This is a genomic window from Plantactinospora mayteni (assembly GCF_016862935.1).
Lineage (GTDB): Bacteria > Actinomycetota > Actinomycetes > Mycobacteriales > Micromonosporaceae > Plantactinospora > Plantactinospora mayteni.
Genome location: NZ_BONX01000085.1, coordinates 1 through 17,750 on the forward strand (window position 1 = coordinate 1; position 17,750 = coordinate 17,750).

Here is a 17,750-nt window from a genome sequence, read left to right on the forward strand (position 1 = left end):
AGCCGTCAAGAAACAACCTGCTGCTTTCCAGCCGTGTCCTCGTTGGACTGGCGTGGCAGTTCTGGATGGTCTGCGTACTCAGCTCGCGGTGCGGCTTGACGCGCTGTTGCCTCATCTGAATGAGCGGCAACGGCGGTTGCTGCTCGGGGTTGAGGCTCGGCTGCTCGGCCACGGCGGGATCCGGATGGTGGCCCTGCTGTGCCTGGTTAGCCCGATAGCGGCGGGCGCCGCCGTTGCGCGCCACCTCGCGGCTGATGGTCGACCCGGGCCGACCCAGCTGGCGGGCGATCTCGGCGTAGCTGAACCCGGTCGCCAGTCCGGCGGCGACGCGCTGGCGTTCCTCATGGGTCAGCCGACCTCCCGGCATCCAGTCCTACCGTTCGCCGCCTCAACCGACGGCACCCGTCAGTGCGTTCACCCGCAATATCATTGCACGACCGACATCCGGTTCTACCTGGTGTGACAGGAACTGCCGGTTGCAGCTCGTCGAAAGGTACTCCTAACGTTTCGCGCATCGCGAACGAAGCGTGTGGAAGGAGACCGACGTGATCCCAGCACTGCCGACCACGCGGCTGGCGGACCGTCCATTCGACCCGCCCGACGGGCTGGCCGAGCTGCGCGAGCAGCGTCCGCTGAGCCGGTTGAGCTACCCGGACGGGCATGTGGGGTGGCTGGCAACCACCCACGCTCTGGTGCGCGATGTCCTGGCCGACCCGAGGTTCAGCGTCCGGCTCGAGCTGAGACACCTGCCGATTCCCGGCGCCATGAGATATGAACGGTGCCCGACCCGAGGCTGGTGCTTGCGCATCGGCCAAGGCTCCCCGTTACAGCGTGCCGAGTGCTTCTGTGGGCGAGAGGCGGGCTGCCCTCCACGCGGGGTAGATGCCGGCGCAGCCGCCGATGAGCAGCGTGGCGAGGACTCCGCCACCGGTGGCCCAGGCTGGCACCACCGTGGGCCAGTCCTGGTAGCCGGCGTAGCCGCTGGTGACCACGATGCCTATCAGCGCTCCGCCGACGCCGCCGAGCGCCGACAGCAGTTGCGACTCGGTGAGGAACTGCAGACGGATATGTTCTCTGGTTGCGCCCAAGGCCCTGCGTAGGCCGATTTCGGAGCGTCGCTCCAATACCGAGATCACCATGGTGTTAGCCACGCCGACGCCGCCGACCAGCAGGGCAACGGCGCCAAGTCCGAGCAACAGTCCCGACAGTGTCGTGTCGGTTGCCTCCTTCGCGGCGAGCGCATCCGATGGTCGCGACGTCTTTACCTCGTTCGGGTGCTCGGGATTCGCCGTCCTGGCCAGAATCGCTTGTACCGACACAACGGCGTCGTCGCGGGTGCGGGTGTATATGGTCGTCGGATACCCGTCGAAGCGCAGCTGGGAGACCGCCACCTGCCAGCCGATCAGCGCGGCGTTGTCCAGTTCGGGCGCAAGGGGTACCTCGTTGAGCACACCGACCACGGTGAACCATTGGCGGTTCAGCCACACCTTGACCTCCGGGGTGGGCGCGGCGATACCAAGTCGCTTCGCTGCGGTCGAGCCGAGCACGACGGCCGGGTAGGCCGCGGTTGCCGAGTTGAGCCAGGTTCCGCGGGCCACCCGAGCGTGGACGGTGTCGAGCAGATCGGTTCGCGCGGCCAGCACGGCAATGCTGCCCGTCTGGGCCGGCGGCACATGTTCGCTGCGATACACGTGGGCGTCGGTCTTCGCCGTCGCCGTCGCCGATCTGACCTCGGGAATCCGGCCGACCATCGCGACCGCGTCGATGGGCAGGTGCGCTTGGTCACCGAGAACGGTCTCGCCCGGGCTGACCTTGAGAAGGTTGGTACCGAGCTGGGCGAGTTGCTGGTCGATGTGTGCGCGGCTGGAGCTTGCTATACCCACGACGCAGACCATGGCGGCGATACCGATCGCGATGCCCAGCGCGGCGAGGACCGCCCGAAGCGGGCGGGTTCGCAGGCCGGCGGCACCGACCCGAGCGATGTCGCGAGGCAGTAGGCGAGATGGCGCCATCACGTCGTCACCTGCCCATCCCGGATTTCCACGCGCCGCGGCAGGCGTGCGGCGATGTCGCGGTCGTGGGTGATGAGCACGACGGTGGTACCGCCGGAGTGCAGTTCGCGCAGCAGTTGCAGCACGGATGTCCCGGACTCGGAATCGAGGTTTCCGGTCGGCTCATCTGCCAGTAACAAGGGGGGATCACCCAGGATCGCCCGGGCGATGGCGACCCGCTGCCTTTCACCGCCGGAGAGTTCGTGTGGTTTGTGGGTCAGGCGATGACCAAGCCCCACCCGGCGGAGGGCTTCCGCCGCATGGCGCCGCCGCACGCGCAGCCCGACGCCCGCATACAGCAAGCCATCCGCCACGTTGTCGACCGCTGGTACCCCTGCGGCGAGGTGGAACTGCTGGAAGACGAAACCAATGGTGCGCCCGCGTAGCGCGGACAACTTCCGATCGGACAGGCGTGACACGTCTCGGCGGTCGATCGTCACCGAGCCGGTCGTGGGCAGGTCCAGCGCCCCCATCATGTGCAGCATCGTCGACTTCCCAGAACCGGACGGCCCGACGATGCCAACCAGCTCACCGGGCTCGATTGTCAGCGACACATCGCGAAGCGCGATGACACCTCCCGGGTACGACTTCCCGACCCGATCAAGTGTGATCATGAAGGAACCCCAACCAGCGTGCCCTCGACGATTCCGTCCCCGGTGATCTGTACGCGGCCGTTCGCGAACATGCCGAGCTGTACGGTCACGTAGTCGTCCGTCGAATCGGTCACCAATTGGACGCCGGTGCCACCGTCGGCGAGCGCGACGAGTGCCGCTACGGGCACGGTGAGCACGTTTTGGACGGTCGCCGAGACGAGGGTGACCGTAACCGGTGCCTTGTCGAGGGTGCCGAGTTTGGACTGGTCGGCGACGGTGACCGTCAGGTCGATCGTGGCGGGGTCCTCGGCAAGGCGGCCCGCGACGGCCACCGACCCTACCGTTGTGACGGCGCCGGCCACACTCGTCCCATCCGGCAGCATGACGGTGGCAGCGCTGCCCTTCTTGGCCAGGCTTTGGAGGGCCACGTCGAGCGGGATCTGCACGACCCGGGTGACACCGGAGTAGCTGAGTATCTGGCCGTTGGCGGGGTCACCGGGTTGCCGGTCGAGGGAGGCAACCCGCACTGCGGCCGGGGCGAGAACCACCGCAGCCGGATCGAAGACACCGGTCTGGGTAAGGTTGCGATCCTTCTGCCACTTGCGCACCACGGTCGCGGTCGCCGCAGTGTACTTCGTGTCGATGGTGAACCCGGTGTAGCCGAGGGCGTCCAGGTTCTTTTCGACCTCTCTGACATCGTCGCCGGAGTCGCCGGAGCGCAGTGGCCGGTAGAATGGATGGCCGCCGTAGAACAACGACACCGGCCGGTCGTCAACCTCGTAGACCCGCTGGCCACGCATGACAACGGCACCAAGGGCAGACAGCCAAGTGATCGTTCCGTTGCCGCGTCCGGTGACCCGTACCGGTGTGCCGTAGCCGAGTGTCCCGTTCACCTGCTGGGTCTGGGTCAAGGTGGTCCGGGTGACCGGGGCCGTCGCGAGCGACGGGGCGGCGCTATCCGATGACGGGTTCGCGCCGCTGCCGCCGAACCCAACCGAGACGGCGACCACTGCCATGGCCACGAGGATGGTGGAGCCAGCGACCACGGCGGCGCGTAGCCGGGTCACTTGCCACCCCCCTTCGGCGCCCCGCCGCTGGTCAGCCTGTCCTTGCAGGCCCCGTCCGCCGCCTTGTAGGTCGGATCGCTGAGGATCTGATCCTTGCCCGCGTTGGCGAACCGGCCCCCGAACTGACTCTTACCGGTGCCCGGGTCGGGATCAGTCATCTCGACGCCATGCTCGCGCATGCACACGGCGTACGCCCGCATGCCCTCTAACTCTTCCGGGTTCCCAGCGCCCGGTGCCCCGCCGCCGGACATGAACTGCCGGCAAGCGCCCATCGCCGAATCCCACGCGCTGCGATTGGCACCGGCCGGTGGCGTCAACGCCACGTTGCCGGAGTTGGGATCGGGGTCGGGCACGTTCTGACCATGCTCACGCATGCATCCGGCAAATTGTTGGAACGAACCGGCGGCGCTCGGTGACGGGCCGCCGTTCGGTGATGGCCCGCCGTCGGAGTTCGCGCTGCACGCCGTCGCCGCGAACGCAACCAGCAGGACCGGTACCACGAGGATTCGTTTCACGCCGCTAGGTCTACGCCCTCGGCGGTGACACCAGCATCACCGCCGATGTCATACCAGTATCATGCCCAGCGGCGCACAATGAGGGCCATGCGAGTGCTGGTGGCTGAGGACCACACGAGACTGGCCAACCGGATCGCCCAGGGGCTACGCGATGCCGGGATGGCGGTGGACGTCGTCCACGACGGTGCGGCCGCGCTGGCCCAGGCCGACCACTCGGCGTACGACGTGATCGTGCTCGACCGGGATCTGCCCGCAGTCCACGGCGACCAGGTGTGCCGGTCGCTGGCCGCCGCTACGGACGGACCTCGGATTCTCATGCTCACCGCCGCCGCCGGCGTCGACGACCGGGTCGACGGCCTTGAACTGGGTGCCGACGACTATCTCGGCAAGCCGTTCGCCTTCCACGAACTGGTCGCGCGGGTCCGCGCACTGTGTCGGCGCACCCCCTCCGCACCACCGATCATGCGCTGCGGCGATCTCTCCGTCGACCGTGCCCGACACCGCGCCAGCCGCGGCAATCACGCGCTGTCGCTGACCCGCAAGGAGTTCGGGGTACTGGAAATGCTTGTCGCGGCCGACGGTGCCGTGGTCAGCGCCGAAGAATTGCTCGAACACGTCTGGGACACCCACGTCGATCCGTTCAGCAACATCGTCGCGGCGACGATGTTACGGCTGCGGCGCAAGCTCGGTCCGCCGCCGCTGATAGATACCGTCGTAGGCAAGGGGTACCGCATGTGACGAGGCCGAAGCCGACCATCCGGGTCCGCCTGACGTTGCTGTACAGCGGCCTCTTCGCCGCTGGCGGAGCCATCCTCGTGGTCATCACCTACGTCCTCGTCGCCGCCTTGCCCACGCTCGATTCGACGTCGACTCGAATGCCAGGCGGGCAAATAGACCGGTCATCCTTTCAAGTGCCGGATTGGCACGAGTTCGAGCCACAGTGCAGGGAGGCACTCGCTACGAAAGACGCCGACCCGATCCTCAGAGACAAGTGTGTGACGGCCTACCAGATCTGGGGCGCGCAGAGCCAGCGCGACACGACACTGTCACACCTTGTCCAGTACTCGATCACGACGCTGGGGGTCGTGGTAGCCCTCGCGGCTTTGGCCGGCTGGATCGTCGCCGGACGGGTGTTACGGCCCGTCCACCAGATCGCCGCAGCCGCCCGCGCAGCCTCCGAACGCAACCTGTCCGCACGGGTCGGATTGACCGGTCCTCGCGATGAACTGCGTGAACTGGCCGACACGTTCGACGAGATGCTCGGCCGGCTGCAGACCGCGTTCGACAGCCAGGAGCGGTTCATCGCCAACGCCAGCCACGAACTACGGACCCCACTGGCGGTCATGCGCGCCACCGTCGACGTCGTGCTCGCCAAACCGGCACCCACCCAGACTGAACTATGCGGCATGGCCCAGGAAATCCGCGAGGACGTCGACCACGCCGAAGAACTCATCGAAGCCCTCCTCACGTTGGCCCGCAACGAGCGCGGGCTAACTATCCGCGAGGACGTCGACCTGGCCACCATCGCCGAGAACGTCCTGGACTCGGTCGAGCCGCTTGACCTACGCCCACACGCGTCGCTGGAACCTGCTATCACATCTGGCGATCCAGTACTCCTGGAACGCCTCGTCGCGAACCTTGTCGACAACGCACTCCGCTACAACATCCCAGGCGGAGACCTGTGGGTCAGCACGTCCACGGTGGCCGGCCAGCCAACAGTCGTTGTGGCCAACACCGGCCCCTCCATCCCACCCGAGGCAATCGGCAGCCTGTTCGAACCGTTCCACCGCCTGAACGACCGCACCGCCGGCGACGGCTTTGGGCTCGGCCTGGCCATCGTCGCGTCGATCGCCGCGATGCACCACGGCGCGGTCGCCGCTCACCCCGGGCCTGACGGCGGCCTCCGAGTCGTGTTCACGATGGCATCATCAACGACGCCGCAGCTTGATCAGCCATTCAGCGAACCGGCCGCATCCGCATTGGCGCACCGGACTCGGGACTGACAGCCGGGCTTTGACAGACGAGCATCCCAGGAGCACCCCCGGGTCTACATAGGACGCGACCTCTCGCTTCGGCAAATCGCGTTTACGCAGGTCAATGGCTAGTTGCCATCGGCCGCCAGAGTCGTTATCTTGACAGACCCTACTGCTGTGGGACGTGACCACCGGCAAGACCACCGCCCCCCTCGGCCACACCGACTGAGGCAGTGGCGGGAGGGGTGTGTCGCTAAACCTGACAAGGCCCCGCGCCTGGCCGAGTGCGGCGGCTGGGGTTCCCCAATCGCGATCGTCGGTGCCGTGCTGGGTAGCTGCCGCACTGGGGAACGCACCCCGGCCGCCAACCCGACCAGCACACATGGGCGGCATGTGTCAGCGCGACCAGTACATCGAGACAGTTACATTGAAGAAAGTTAACTGTTACGCTTCCTGTCACATCGGAGGTGGGATGCCATGAGACTTCGACCCGAGGTACTTGCCCTGGTAGCCGGTGTCGCGACGGCCGTCGCGGTCGCGGTCGTACCGGCTCCGGACGGTCTCGCCGCAGCGGCCGACGCACCCGCGAGCGGGATTCTCGTGCTCTGCACTGCGCCAACCTGGGCCGAGGGCACCACCTACCCGGCCGGCAGCCGGGTGACCTACAACGGCCGGTTGTACGAGTCCTTGGTGACGCATACCCCGCCACCAGGCGCCGGCTGGAACCCCGTGGCCGCGCCCTCGTTGTGGCGGGACCTCGGCGCCTGTGACGGCACCCCGCCGCCGTCGCCCACGCCGACCCGTACCCCGACACCCCCGCCCACCACGACACCCCCGCCAACCACGGCGCCGCCACCCACCACGGCGCCGCCCGGGTCGGAAACCTGTCCGGTCAAGTCGAAGCCGACAGGCAAGGTGCTCCAGGGGTACTGGGAGAACTGGGACGGAGCGGCGAACGGGGTGCACCCGCCGCTCGGTTGGATCCCGATCACCGATTCACGCATCCGCGCACACGGCTACAACGTCGTCAACGCCGCGTTCCCGGTGATCCGCTCCGACGGCACCGTGCTGTGGGAGGACGGCATGGACGCCACCGTACGGGTACCGGCCCCCGCCGAGATGTGCCAGGCCAAGGCGGCCGGCCTCACGATCCTGATGTCGATCGGCGGCGCGACCGCCGGCATCGACCTCAGCTCGACCGCCGTCGCCGACCGGTTCGTCGCGACCGTGGTACCGATCCTGAAGAGCTACAACTTCGACGGCATCGACATCGACATCGAGACCGGTCTGGTCGGCAGCGGCAACATCAACCAGTTGTCCACATCGCAGGCGAACCTCGTACGGATAATCGACGGCGTACTCGCCCAGATGCCCGCCAACTTCGGCCTCACGATGGCGCCCGAGACGGCGTATGTCACCGGTGGCAGTGTCACGTACGGGTCGATCTGGGGCGCGTACCTGCCGATCGTGAAGAAGTACGCCGACAACGGCCGGCTCTGGTGGCTGAACATGCAGTACTACAACGGCAGCATGTACGGCTGCTCCGGCGACTCCTACTCTGCGGGCACGGTGCAGGGGTTCACCGTACAGACCAACTGCCTGAACACCGGGCTGGTCGTACAGGGCGTCACGATCAGGGTGCCCTACGACAAGCAGGTACCCGGACTGCCCGCGCAGCCGGGCGCCGGTGGCGGGTACATGTCACCGGCGCTGGTGGCCCAGGCGTGGAACACGTACGGGGGCGGCCTCAAGGGCCTGATGACCTGGTCCCTGAACTGGGACGGCTCGAAGAACTGGACGTTCGGCGACAACGTCAAGGCGATCCAAGGCCGCTGACCCTGCACCGTGCCAACATTCGCGCATGCCGTAGTTGCTCCTTACGGTGACTCTGCTGCCGAATTCGGTTCGGGCGGCGAGGGCCAGGTCGAGGCGTTGGAGGTTGCTGGTCCGGGCTGCCGGTAGGGGCGGTTACGGCAACAGAGTCTACGGTGGAAGCAAACGCAAGGCTGTGAGTGCGGCCAGGCGGCGTTTGGCGATGCCGCCGAGCAGCGTGGCCGCGATGGCCTCGGCGCGGGGCTCGTTGGTCAACATCCCGACGGCGCGTGGCAGGTGCCCCTCGGCCGCGTCGTCCTCGCCGAGGTTGTACGCCGTCCAGCGAGGCCGAGGGTGGCTTGGCCAACCCGTTTCGCGCCGAGGTCGACGGCCTGCTGGTAGGCGGCGCGGGCCTGTTCCTGGTCATCCTCGTCGGCGTCCCGGGTACGCAGCGCGTCGCCGAGGCGTACCGCGATCTCGGCCAGGGCCTTGCCGTTCTTCTTGTCGTCGAGGTCGCGGGACGCGGCGATGGTGTGTGCGGTCCGCGCGGCAGCCACCGCGCCCTCCGGGTCGTCCAGTTCGAGCAGCAACGAGGCGAGTTCCCTGGACGCGTGCAGGGTATGACGGTGGCCCGCCACACCGCCACGAGCGCGCGGATCAGCCTCAGAATGATCACCCGTTGGCTGTCGTCGTACTGTAGGTGGTCTATGCTTGCCCGCTGGATCAGCAGACAGGGACCGCGCTCGGCCGCCAGCTCCGCTGGGTAGCAGAGCCGGTCAGACTGGAGCGATATGGGTTGCTCGCATGCCGCACGATGTCCCCTATTTCCACTGCTCAACGCCAGTTTGCGCAGCTGGCGGGAATACTACTGTGACACTGAGGACGGTTGGCGGGACTGTGCCCGATACAAGCTGTCACTAGCCGGTGCTATCGTGCCGATCAGCTTGTTGCCGAACGGCGCCAACGCACAGCATCTGAAGGCCGCCGCTGCTGGAGTCGATCGGGCCGGACCAGCCCAAGCGACCCCACCATCTGGGCCAGGGCCTGATTCCGGGCGAACGGCCGAGACGCGGACAGCCTTCTTCGAGCAGGCTACGGCACCGGCCAATCCGCCGACGCACCCGCTATTTCCACACGTCGTGCAGACCGCAGGGAGCAAACCAGCGGTGCCGCCGCAACCACGGCGCCGCTGGTGGACCCGCCTCATCGATTGGATCTTAGGTCCCGCATGAGCAACTACTGGCCATGGTGGGCAGGCGCACTCGGACTTGCCGCTGTCACCATCAGCTACACCGTCAGCACCGACCGATCTTTCGGCGTGTCCTCAGCGTGGGATCGCGTCTTGCACTGGCGCGATGAGCGCCGGGTCGAACGAATGGAAGCCCAGTTCACCGACGACCGCGCCCTCACCGAGGCGCTCGCGGCGGCCACCGCCGAGCACTTCGGAACTCGCACCGGCGCACCCGTCCCGCCGTACCCCGCGGCTGCCGACGCACAGACACCCACCCAGGTCGTCGAACCGACCACCAGTACCCGGGACTCGACCACCACGCCACGCCCGGCGCCACTGGTCAGCCAGGCCGCCCTGCTCCTGTCGATCCTTCTGGGTGGATGGCTGGCGGCAGTCACGGCCGGACGGTTCGACCTCCGCCTGGATATGGGCGACGGCTTCCGCGAGATCGTCACCGACAGTCCACCTCAGATGATCGGCGCGCTGTTCGTCGGCGGCGTCCTCGTCGGTTTCGGTACCCGTCTCGCCGGAGGTTGTTCCTCGGGTCACGGGCTCAATGGGTGTGGCCGGCTGCATCCGGACAGCATCATCGCGACAGCCGTCTTCTTCGGCGCCGCCGTTCTCGTGTCGTTCCTGCTGTGGAAGGTCGTGTGATGCGTACCCGGGGCGGACTTCTCCTCGCCAACATCGTCGCCGGGCTCGCCCTCGGCTACACCGTCGCCAACATCGGGTTCGGTGACTACGCCGAACTGAACCGCATGTTCACGTTCCAGGACCTGCGCATGCTGGGCGCCTTCGCCGGTGGCGTCGCGCTCGTCGTCGTGGTTTTCGCCCTGATTCGCGTCCGCCGGACACCAGGACGCATCCACGCGGGCGTGATACCCGGCGCGGTGCTGTTCGGCGGCGGCTGGGCGCTCTCCGGTGGATGTCCGGCCATCCCGATCATCCAGGCTGCCAGTGGCTACCTCCCGGCCCTCGTCACGATCGTGGGCATCGTGGTCGGTACCCGGCTCTGCCGCTGGGCCAACGCCAAGTATTTCCACCTCGACGTCGGATCCTGTGGCCGGTGACAAGCGCAACCACCACGCGTACTGAACAGGGTCCAACAACCGCTACTGTCGGGTCCGATACGGCGGGCCCGACAAGCGACCCGACGAGCGGAACTAGGGTGCCAATCATGCTGCAGTACTTGGTGGCAAAGGAGTAGTTGCGCCGTCTCTTGCCGCCGATCTCAACCTTCGCGATCCTCTCAATGAGGTCAGGTTTCACGTCATCCTCGGTCAGTTCAGCGTCGATGTCTAGGCTGACGATGTGGCTCGCGACTTGAGTCACGCCAAGGATGTTGGTCCAGTAAAGGCCGTTAAGTGCGGCGATCTTGACCCCGACCTCGCCGACATCACTGTTCTTAGACATCGCTCGGAATGTTGCGGTCAGCGCGGCGTCAATCTTCTCGTGGTCGCCTTCACGCCACCGTGCGAGGCCGCCGCATCGGTACCGAGCCGCAGGTCGGCCAGATCGATCCAATGCACGACCTGGCTGCACCGATCGGGGGCAGCGATCTGGGCCAACGCATACAGGAGCAGATCCGTCGCTAACCCCACGTGATGGGCGACCTGAGTACGCCAATTGACCGGCTTCCGGTTCTAGCCGATGAGCGGGCGTCTGCCGCGCGGGTAGCTGCTGCTCGCCGTCCCAGGAGCAGCGACTCAAACAACGTCGGCGAAATCATGCTGAGCCATCAGGGCCACGGCAGCTTCGATCGCTTCCCTGGTTACCGTTGGTACGACGGCAACAGCCCGCTCAGCGAAGTAGCCACGCACCGTCATGGCGCTCCGCACTTCCTGAGCCAGCCGGGTCGGATCGTAGAAGGTGATCGCCTTCTCCCGCCCGGACCAGCGGACGACTACCTCGATCCAGCCCTTGGCCTCAGTCACCGTCCAGTCGTAGTCGTCCAGCGAAGCGGGGTAGACGACCTGCACGGCTCCAGACTGAGCAGGATTGTGGCTCGCCGGATCAGACGAGTACAACAACTCACCCGTCTTCCCCTGCCCGAGCGACCGAAGAACCTGCTGGGGCCTGCCTCCCTTCGAGGCAGCCAGCTCGATGACCACGTCCGCCGCAAGGGCCGTCAGGTCCAGCGCTGCCGCCAGCGCATCCTGCTGGACAGCGGCCGAAGTGAGGTTGAAGACCTCTGCATCGTCGTCTGCCAGATAGGCAGCCACACTCTCGACAGCGGCTCGCCGACCGTCGCTTGCTCGTCCGATCCTTCGCACAAAATCAGTCTCTCGCACCCACGCGCCCGGATCTGCCGCAGAGCTCGCGCGGCGACAGGTCGTCTGCGAGCCAGGCAGCGTGACGACCCCAGCAGGCGTATGGCGCGCGGTCATGCCGAGTTGAGTGCGCCGAGCGGCGCTACTTCTACCGGCGCTGTTACATCTCTCCCTTAACGGTCGAGAGGCTTTCAATCCCACAGGTACAAGCCGTGTCCTGTCCGTAGGAAGGGGTCGATCCAGTCGAAGAACTGCTCCAGCCACTCGTCCCGTACAGGTCGATGAGCAGGGTCGAACGGCTCGGGGCGGCGGCCTACCCCACCTCGAGGCATCGCCCGGTTGAAGTCCCGGACGGCCTCGCCAACTCGGTTGATGTGCGCGGCGAGCGCTCGTATTGCCTCGTCTCGGCCGGCATCCGGTACGTCCTCATCTGGCACGAGTGGTGGCGGTGCTGGCGCGTTCAGCGGCGGTACCTCGGGCAGGTCGAAGATGCACTGGCGGGCTTGGCGTAGGGCGTCCCGTTGGGCCCAGGCGTTCGTCCGGCTCACGGTCGCGGTCGCACGTTGGATGAGTTCGGCCTGTATGCCGAGCAACTCCTGATACGCCTGCCAGGCGAGCAGGTGGCCGAGGTGGTGGGACATTCGGCCGGCGGTGACGTGGGCGTACCAGCGTCGCCACCGGTCGACCGACTCGGTGGCCTCGTCGGGCAGCATCGTGGTCAGCGCGGCCTTCCGCCAGGAGACCGGGAAGAGTGGGTTGTAGGCGATGACGTTGACCCGGAAGCAGGGCCAGTTCCCATTCGTGTCGGGGACGATCTCCAGTTGGGATCGCAGCCGGTCGACAGCCGAGGACGGGTGGGTGGCGGGCTCTCGCATCTCGCCCACAAAGCACTCGGGCATGGTGTACTGCTCGATCGGTGCCCAACCGCCCGGACGCGCCGCACCCGACTGGACATGGTGGCTATGTATCCCGGCCAGTCTCCGTACCTCGTCGAGGTCCGCGTGCGGACGCGGTCGCGCCGGCACGTAGTCCAATCCCATGCCAAGCCAGGCTAGTGCCAACAATCGACCGCGAAGGACGCTGGCTACAAACCTCGCTACGTCGGGCCTAGGGCACATGCCGTCGAGCGGGGGCACCAGACACCGGTCGTTACTCCCCGTGAGCCGCCTTGAATCTTGTCGGACGCACTCCGTGCCGATAAGCGGGCGTGATTCGCCTCCCGCGTGGAGTACCCTCACACGTCGCCACAGCCGGTCCCGGCAGGCGCGGGAGGCGGTGCAGGTGACGCTCGACGAGGTGTGCCACCATGTCGACACCCTCGACGGTGACCCATGGCCAACAATCAAGGAGTTAGCCGCGAGTGGTGACTATTCGTTAGTCCCGCCCGTCCAGGCCGCGCTGGAACGCTACCTCGACGAGCACAACTGGTATGGCCGGGACTTGATGGTCTACATCCTCGCCGGGCTGCGCGGCACCGCAGCGTTCCCGCTGCTGCTACGCGCGTTCGCCCGTCCGCTACACCCCGACGACCGCGACAACCTCTGCGCCTGGCTGGCCGACATCATGAAGACCGATCCAGCGGGCTGCCGCCCTACCGCGCTGTCGTTTGTCGCCACCGAGCATCACGACCTCCGAGCCGCTGGGCTGTGGGCGCTCGGCTACCTCATCCAGCCCAGCGACATCGAGGTGCTGCAACAGGCGCTGACGGACGCCGACCCGCAGATCCGGCGGGCCGCGCTCGGCACCCTGACAAGCCTCAAAAGCGACATACGCGCGTATGGGTTGGTCGTGTCCGCTCTGCACGACCCGGACGACGAGACCCGGCAAGCCGCCGTACTGCATCTGCGCTGGTTCGCCAATCCGGACGCCGTCGATCACCAACCCCTGAAACCACTACACCGCAACAAACGCTACCGAACCTAACAAAGCACTACTAGGGGGTAGCGGAGACTGACCGCCTCGACGGTGATCTCCCGCAGCCGCTGCGGCGTTGCGGCGCGGCCAGCACAGGTGCGCGGTTGCGGGAGGTATTCGGCGGCGCGGGCCATGAAGCCGGTGTAGTCGCGGAAGTGCTGCCCTTCGGTGTAGGCCCGGTCGATTTGGAAAGTGACCACGGACAGGGACCGTTGCGCGGACTGGACGGCGATGACGCAGGTCGCGGCAGCGGCGAGGGGAATCTGGCCGTCGATGAGCAGCAGACCGAGCAGCACGTAGACGGCGGCGGTGGCGATCCCGCCGATCATCGCGCCGACGGTGGTGGTCGTCGTGACCCGCCTTGCGAGAGCGAGTTGGATGCCGGTCTCGACGCCCATCACCCGGTCGTACTGGTCGAGCAGGAAACCGCGCAGGCCGTAGGAGCGTAGTTCGGGGGCGGAGTCGCGTTCAGCCATCAGCCGGTGCAGCAGCCACAACCGGCGCCGCCGGACCGATCCGGCCGCGTAGGTCTGGTAGCGCAGGTGCCCGGCCCGCAGCGACGCCCACCCGTTCGGGACGGTGGCGACCAGGAGCGCGGGCAGCAGTAGTGGGTGGATCACCACGACGGCGACCGCGACCGCGAGGACGCCCGCGAGGCCGGCGAGCAGGTTCATCGACGCCTGTACCAGCCCGGTGGTGGAGTCGGCACCGCGGGAGGCGCGTTCCATGTCGTCGGCGAACGCGTCGGCATCGAAGGCTTCGAGTCGTACGGCGGTGGTCACCTCGAACAGCCCGCGTTCGACCTTCTGGTCGACCTTCGGGCTCAGCCCGTTCTGTGCATATCCCATCGCGGTGGCCATGCCGGCGCGTAGCGCCGTCACGGCGGCGAGGGCTGCCAAGGCGGGCAGCGCCGCGACGACCTTGTCAGCGGTCGGCCCGCCGGCGAACAGTTCCACCAGCACCCGCTGCACGGCCAGGAGCCCGAACGCCGACATGATCCCCGCGCCGACCGTCGTCGCCGCTACGACCAGGGTACGGACCCGGTCAGCGCGCCAGCTCACCCTGAGGGCGGCCCAGACCAGCCGGGGCAGTTCGGAGAGCACGGCGAACGGGCCCGCCTGCGCCCGCGCCCGCATCCCGGTCTCCCACCACATCTCCCGTAACTCCGGCAGCACCGAATCCCGCTGCGTAGTCACGGCCAGGTCGAGCATCCCGTCGGGCTGGTCCTTTGTGGGCATGCAGATACCTCCCGAAAGTGAGCAGGTTTCACCGCCGTGGCGGTGCGTCGACGGCGGACATCGCAGGGCGTAGCCACCGGTGATGACGCCTGGTGTCGCGGGCCCCGGGCGCTGCCACTGGCGATCCTCCGGAGCGGCTCGTCAGCCGGCTCGACCGGAAGAACCCGCTGGATCGGATCGGTAGGTTGTGGTGCCCCGTCGGTCGCTTGCGGCGCAGGTCAGCGGTGAAGTCCAGGTGTCCGCAGAACATGGATTCGACGGTAGGACGTCCACCGTCCGACACGCCCGTAGCGACAGGCCCCGACTATGTCGGCACCCCTGGCGCCCTCTCCGACAAGACGTCGACGTGGCGAGCCGACCGTGGCGGGGCGGGTGGCGGCAGCGTCGCGCGGCGGCGGACGCGAGGCAGCGTGTCACCTCACCGCTGCCCAGATCCGATGGCCTGCAGGAACTCGTCACGCAGGACCGCGTCCGATTGGAGCGTGCCACGCAGCGCGGTGGTGATCGTCTCGGTACCCGGGGCTTGGGTGCCACGCAAGGTCATGCACAGGTGCTCGGCACGGAGCAGGACACCGACACCCGCTGGGGCGAGGTGGTCAACGAGGTAGGCGGCGATCTGTCGGGTCAGGCGCTCCTGGACCTGGGGGCGCTGGGCGGTGTGCTCGACGAGTCGGGCCAGCTTCGACAGCCCGACGATCTTGTCGGTCGGCTGGTAGGCGATGTCGGCGGCACCGCGAAACGGCAGCATGTGGTGTTCGCAGAGGCTGCGGAAGGGGATCGCCCGGACGGTGACGAGGCGGTCGTAGGCGGCGTCGTTCGCGAAGGTGGTCAGCGTGAACGGGCGCGGGGTGAGTAGTTCGGCGTAGGCGGCGACCATCCGGGTCGGGGTGTTGGCGGTGGCCGGAGCGTCGATGTTCACCCCCAGTGCCTTGAGGAGCTGCGTGGCGGCGTCGTGGGCGGACTCGAGGTCCAGCGTGGGAACGGTGCTGGGGTTACTGGTCATGGGTGTCCTTGTCGACCGGCGGTAGGAGGTGCGGCCTGCGTGCCACGACGTCGCGCAGGAACGACAGCTTGGAGTAGTAGCCGCGTTGGGCGGGCAGTCTGTGAGCGGCGAGGATGCCGGCGACCCAGTCGGTGATGCGCTCGACCTCGGTAAGACGGCGGGTTCGTCCAGGGGCAGTACGCTGCGGCTGCGCAGGTACTCGACCTCGACCTGGACGAGGGTCTCGGCCGGGTCGAGGTGCAGTGCACAGCGGTCGACGAATATGCCGTAGTGGTGGCCGGTGCGCAGCGACTCGAATTTGATGTCGTAGCGCATACGGCGGAAGGCGGGCATGGGGCGGGCGGAGAGCCCGAGGGTGTCGCGCACGTAGCGGTGGAGGGGTTCGGTGATGGTGACGTCGGTGTCGACGTGCTCGTGTCGGACCAGCGCATCGGCGTCGTAGTTTTTGCGTTTGACCTGGTAGAGGCCGGGTCGGGTGTAGAGGAAGGAGACATAGCCGCGCTGCTGGTCGGGTCCGTGGACCTCGAAGAGGGCGTTGCTGAAGTCCCATGTTTCGAGGGGGTCGCGGAAGCGGGGTGCCATCTCAGGTAGCGCGCCCGCGACGACGTGGTCATGCAGGTCGACGGCGAGGGGCCACAGCGGCGTGTCGGACGGGAGCGTGAACTTGGTTTCGATCTCCTTGCCCGCGTGGGCTTGGGTGATGGCGCCGTCGAGGCTGTTGAGTCGCGCGGCGTGCGCGCCGTGGTGGGTGACGGCGTCGGATATCCAGCTGATGGGATCGCTCGGGTCGCCGACGGGGGCGGTCGAGGTGCGGATGAAGCAGCCGGCGTCGGCCCGGAGGTGGACGCGGCTGTAGGTGTGCCAGCCGTCGGGGTGTGCGGTGGCGCAGAACAACGGCGTGTGGCGCGTCGTGATGTCCCCGCCGATCAGGTTCAGCGCGTCCGTGAGCCGTGATGTTCGCGTTCCGCGCCGACACCGCGACGCGGGTGGCGGCCGGCGGGCACCACGTGGACGGGGTCGTCCAGGCGTCGGTGGACAAGGTGCAACCGCACCCGACGGTGATGCGGATCCTCAACGACGCCGGCGTCGCCCGCTACCCGGCGCGGGACATCGAGGAAGGGCTGCGCCGCGACCGGATCCTGATGTGCGGACACCTGACCACAGCTCCGGCCGCACTGGTCTGAAAGGCTCACCGGCCAACCTCCGCAGGATCGGGGTCCCACTGGACACCACCGCCGAGGACGCCGTCCTCGGCCACCGTGCAACGCACCCGCCGATCCGTGCCGTACCGATCGGTGATCGCTGCGACGAGTCTTTCGGCGAGGTGTTCGCAGCTCTGGGCGCCGAAGTTGAGCGGTCCGCCCGGGGTGTCGGGCGGATCAGCGAACGAGGCCAGGATGGTGGTAAGCCAGCGGGCGACGGCGTTGATCTCCAGCTCGCGGTCGCCGTGCTGCACGGAGATCTCGACTGAGGCGACGAACAGGTGCCGGTGGGGCGAGGTGAGATAGGCGTCGGGAGGGCCGGCGTCCGGCCACCGGTGCACGCCTTCGACCTGGGCGGTGACGTGAATGTGTCGGGTCAGCGCCATGCCTCATCCGCATCGACCCCGACCACGGGGCCCTCCACGAAGTCCAAGGCCGCCTCTACCTCGGCCCACCCAAAACCGCAGGCTCCGCCCGAGACATCCACCTCCCACCCTTCCTCATCGCCCTCCTCCAAGAACTCCTCGACAGCCACGACCACGACCTCGTCTTCAGCGGCGCCCGCGGCGCCTACCTACGACGCTCCAGCATGTCCCGCCGCGTCTTCCGCCCCGCCGTCGACGGCAACCCCCAAACCCACACCGGCCCCGTCATCGAAGGCATGCACTTCCACGACCTCCGCCACACCCACAAAACCTGGATGATCGAAGACGCCATCCCCGAAATCGCCCAAGCCCGCCGACTCGGCCACCGCCTACCCGGCATCCGAGGCATCTACAGCCACGTCACACCCAGCATTATCGCCGACATCACCAGAGCACTCGAAGACCGCTGGCAAACCACCCAACCCGACAACGACAAACGCCGCCACCTACGAGGGG

19 protein-coding genes and 2 pseudogenes are annotated in these 17,750 nt (G+C 67.4%); 8 read left to right on the forward strand and 13 right to left on the reverse strand.

The features are described from left to right. Positions 1-283 precede the first annotated feature (283 nt). The 5 genes and pseudogenes from Pma05_RS44265 to Pma05_RS41315 form a co-directional block, all read right to left on the reverse strand. Positions 284-367 (reverse strand): annotated as a pseudogene (locus Pma05_RS44265) (MarR family transcriptional regulator); the annotation flags it as partial. Between the two features lie 457 nt (positions 368-824). Next, positions 825-2,012: an ABC transporter permease gene (locus Pma05_RS41300; RefSeq protein WP_203863008.1), complete on the reverse strand. Its 1,188-nt coding sequence runs from the start codon at positions 2,010-2,012 to the stop codon at positions 825-827. Further along, a complete protein-coding gene (locus Pma05_RS41305) occupies positions 2,012-2,665 on the reverse strand; it encodes an ABC transporter ATP-binding protein (RefSeq protein WP_203862994.1) in 654 nt (217 codons plus the stop codon). Before Pma05_RS41305 ends, Pma05_RS41300 begins: the two co-directional genes overlap by 1 nt. Beyond that, positions 2,662-3,660: a peptidoglycan-binding domain-containing protein gene (locus Pma05_RS41310; RefSeq protein WP_203862995.1), complete on the reverse strand. Its 999-nt coding sequence runs from the start codon at positions 3,658-3,660 to the stop codon at positions 2,662-2,664. The genes Pma05_RS41305 and Pma05_RS41310 overlap by 4 nt, the downstream gene beginning before the upstream one ends. Positions 3,661-3,707: 47 nt before the next feature. Further along, the gene (locus Pma05_RS41315) at positions 3,708-4,226 is read right to left on the reverse strand and encodes a hypothetical protein (RefSeq protein WP_203862996.1); all 519 of its coding nucleotides are present in this window, start codon (positions 4,224-4,226) and stop codon (positions 3,708-3,710) included. An 87-nt stretch (positions 4,227-4,313) separates the two neighbouring features. Here Pma05_RS41315 and Pma05_RS41320 point away from each other — a divergent pair, with 87 nt between their 5' ends. The 3 genes from Pma05_RS41320 (at position 4,314) to Pma05_RS41330 (ending at position 8,035) form a co-directional block, all read left to right on the forward strand. After that, the gene (locus tag Pma05_RS41320; RefSeq protein ID WP_203862997.1) at positions 4,314-4,964 is read left to right on the forward strand and encodes a response regulator transcription factor; all 651 of its coding nucleotides are present in this window, start codon (positions 4,314-4,316) and stop codon (positions 4,962-4,964) included. Then, positions 4,961-6,229: a sensor histidine kinase gene (locus tag Pma05_RS41325; protein ID WP_203862998.1), complete on the forward strand. Its 1,269-nt coding sequence runs from the start codon at positions 4,961-4,963 to the stop codon at positions 6,227-6,229. The genes Pma05_RS41320 and Pma05_RS41325 overlap by 4 nt, the downstream gene beginning before the upstream one ends. A gap of 447 nt (positions 6,230-6,676) precedes the next feature. Then, a complete protein-coding gene (locus Pma05_RS41330) occupies positions 6,677-8,035 on the forward strand; it encodes a carbohydrate-binding protein (protein WP_203862999.1) in 1,359 nt (452 codons plus the stop codon). A 248-nt stretch (positions 8,036-8,283) separates the two neighbouring features. Here Pma05_RS41330 and Pma05_RS41335 read toward each other — a convergent pair whose 3' ends face one another. Further along, positions 8,284-8,649, reverse strand: a complete 366-nt coding sequence (locus Pma05_RS41335; RefSeq protein WP_203863000.1) for a hypothetical protein — start codon at positions 8,647-8,649, stop codon at positions 8,284-8,286. Between the two features lie 590 nt (positions 8,650-9,239). On the opposite strand from Pma05_RS41335, the gene Pma05_RS41340 reads away from it, so the two are divergent. After that, positions 9,240-9,896, forward strand: coding sequence for a YeeE/YedE family protein (locus tag Pma05_RS41340; protein ID WP_203863001.1), 657 nt, complete (start codon positions 9,240-9,242; stop codon positions 9,894-9,896). Continuing rightward, positions 9,896-10,312 carry a YeeE/YedE thiosulfate transporter family protein gene (locus Pma05_RS41345; protein ID WP_203863002.1) on the forward strand — a complete coding sequence of 139 codons (417 nt, stop codon included), beginning with the start codon at positions 9,896-9,898 and terminating at the stop codon, positions 10,310-10,312. The genes Pma05_RS41340 and Pma05_RS41345 overlap by 1 nt, the downstream gene beginning before the upstream one ends. Here Pma05_RS41345 and Pma05_RS44420 read toward each other — a convergent pair. The 3 genes from Pma05_RS44420 to Pma05_RS41355 all read right to left on the reverse strand — a co-directional run bounded on the left by Pma05_RS44420 (position 10,221) and on the right by Pma05_RS41355 (position 12,552). Continuing rightward, complete coding sequence (locus Pma05_RS44420; protein ID WP_504961171.1) at positions 10,221-10,784, reverse strand: HI_0787 family protein; 564 nt, start codon at positions 10,782-10,784, stop codon at positions 10,221-10,223. The genes Pma05_RS41345 and Pma05_RS44420 overlap by 92 nt on opposite strands. Before the next feature lie 164 nt (positions 10,785-10,948). Beyond that, positions 10,949-11,464, reverse strand: coding sequence for a hypothetical protein (locus tag Pma05_RS41350; protein WP_203863003.1), 516 nt, complete (start codon positions 11,462-11,464; stop codon positions 10,949-10,951). Positions 11,465-11,703: 239 nt separating this feature from the next. Next, positions 11,704-12,552 carry a hypothetical protein gene (locus Pma05_RS41355; protein ID WP_203863004.1) on the reverse strand — a complete coding sequence of 283 codons (849 nt, stop codon included), beginning with the start codon at positions 12,550-12,552 and terminating at the stop codon, positions 11,704-11,706. 241 nt (positions 12,553-12,793) lie between these two features. Here Pma05_RS41355 and Pma05_RS41360 point away from each other — a divergent pair, with 241 nt between their 5' ends. Beyond that, positions 12,794-13,435 carry a HEAT repeat domain-containing protein gene (locus tag Pma05_RS41360; RefSeq protein ID WP_203863005.1) on the forward strand — a complete coding sequence of 214 codons (642 nt, stop codon included), beginning with the start codon at positions 12,794-12,796 and terminating at the stop codon, positions 13,433-13,435. 14 nt (positions 13,436-13,449) lie between these two features. Here the strand turns inward: Pma05_RS41360 and Pma05_RS41365 are convergent. Next, positions 13,450-14,664, reverse strand: a pseudogene (locus Pma05_RS41365) (ABC transporter ATP-binding protein); the annotation flags it as partial. Positions 14,665-15,082: 418 nt separating this feature from the next. Then, positions 15,083-16,561 carry a GTP cyclohydrolase I gene (folE, locus tag Pma05_RS44385; RefSeq protein WP_425567900.1) on the reverse strand — a complete coding sequence of 493 codons (1,479 nt, stop codon included), beginning with the start codon at positions 16,559-16,561 and terminating at the stop codon, positions 15,083-15,085. A 59-nt stretch (positions 16,562-16,620) separates the two neighbouring features. Between folE and Pma05_RS41380 the strand changes: the two genes are divergently transcribed. After that, the gene (locus tag Pma05_RS41380; RefSeq protein WP_239314179.1) at positions 16,621-16,851 is read left to right on the forward strand and encodes a hypothetical protein; all 231 of its coding nucleotides are present in this window, start codon (positions 16,621-16,623) and stop codon (positions 16,849-16,851) included. A 5-nt stretch (positions 16,852-16,856) separates the two neighbouring features. Here Pma05_RS41380 and Pma05_RS41385 read toward each other — a convergent pair whose 3' ends face one another. Together Pma05_RS41385 and Pma05_RS43300 are read right to left on the reverse strand one after the other, a co-directional pair. After that, entirely contained in the window at positions 16,857-17,255 is a 399-nt protein-coding gene (locus Pma05_RS41385) for a hypothetical protein (RefSeq protein ID WP_203863007.1), read from the reverse strand. Continuing rightward, positions 17,246-17,404, reverse strand: coding sequence for a hypothetical protein (locus Pma05_RS43300; RefSeq protein WP_239314181.1), 159 nt, complete (start codon positions 17,402-17,404; stop codon positions 17,246-17,248). Before Pma05_RS43300 ends, Pma05_RS41385 begins: the two co-directional genes overlap by 10 nt. Here Pma05_RS43300 and Pma05_RS41390 point away from each other — a divergent pair. Then, a partial coding sequence (locus Pma05_RS41390) for a tyrosine-type recombinase/integrase (protein ID WP_239314183.1) occupies positions 17,372-17,750 on the forward strand: 379 nt, incomplete at its 3' end. The two genes, Pma05_RS43300 and Pma05_RS41390, sit on opposite strands and share 33 nt — an antisense overlap.

What these genes read in the sequence shown, in the direction of transcription:
- Pma05_RS41330 (WP_203862999.1), top strand. Translation starts at nt 6,677, where the DNA reads ATGAGACTTCGACCCGAGGTACTTGCCCTGGTAGCCGGTGTCGCGACG.
- Pma05_RS41300 (WP_203863008.1), bottom strand. Translation starts at nt 2,012, where the DNA reads ATGGCGCCATCTCGCCTACTGCCTCGCGACATCGCTCGGGTCGGTGCC.
- Pma05_RS41345 (WP_203863002.1), top strand. Translation starts at nt 9,896, where the DNA reads ATGCGTACCCGGGGCGGACTTCTCCTCGCCAACATCGTCGCCGGGCTC.
- Pma05_RS41385 (WP_203863007.1), bottom strand. Translation starts at nt 17,255, where the DNA reads ATGGCGCTGACCCGACACATTCACGTCACCGCCCAGGTCGAAGGCGTG.
- Pma05_RS41380 (WP_239314179.1), top strand. Translation starts at nt 16,621, where the DNA reads ATGTTCGCGTTCCGCGCCGACACCGCGACGCGGGTGGCGGCCGGCGGG.
- Pma05_RS41320 (WP_203862997.1), top strand. Translation starts at nt 4,314, where the DNA reads ATGCGAGTGCTGGTGGCTGAGGACCACACGAGACTGGCCAACCGGATC.
- Pma05_RS41340 (WP_203863001.1), top strand. Translation starts at nt 9,240, where the DNA reads ATGAGCAACTACTGGCCATGGTGGGCAGGCGCACTCGGACTTGCCGCT.
- Pma05_RS41310 (WP_203862995.1), bottom strand. Translation starts at nt 3,660, where the DNA reads ATGGCAGTGGTCGCCGTCTCGGTTGGGTTCGGCGGCAGCGGCGCGAAC.
- Pma05_RS41305 (WP_203862994.1), bottom strand. Translation starts at nt 2,665, where the DNA reads ATGATCACACTTGATCGGGTCGGGAAGTCGTACCCGGGAGGTGTCATC.
- Pma05_RS41355 (WP_203863004.1), bottom strand. Translation starts at nt 12,552, where the DNA reads ATGGGATTGGACTACGTGCCGGCGCGACCGCGTCCGCACGCGGACCTC.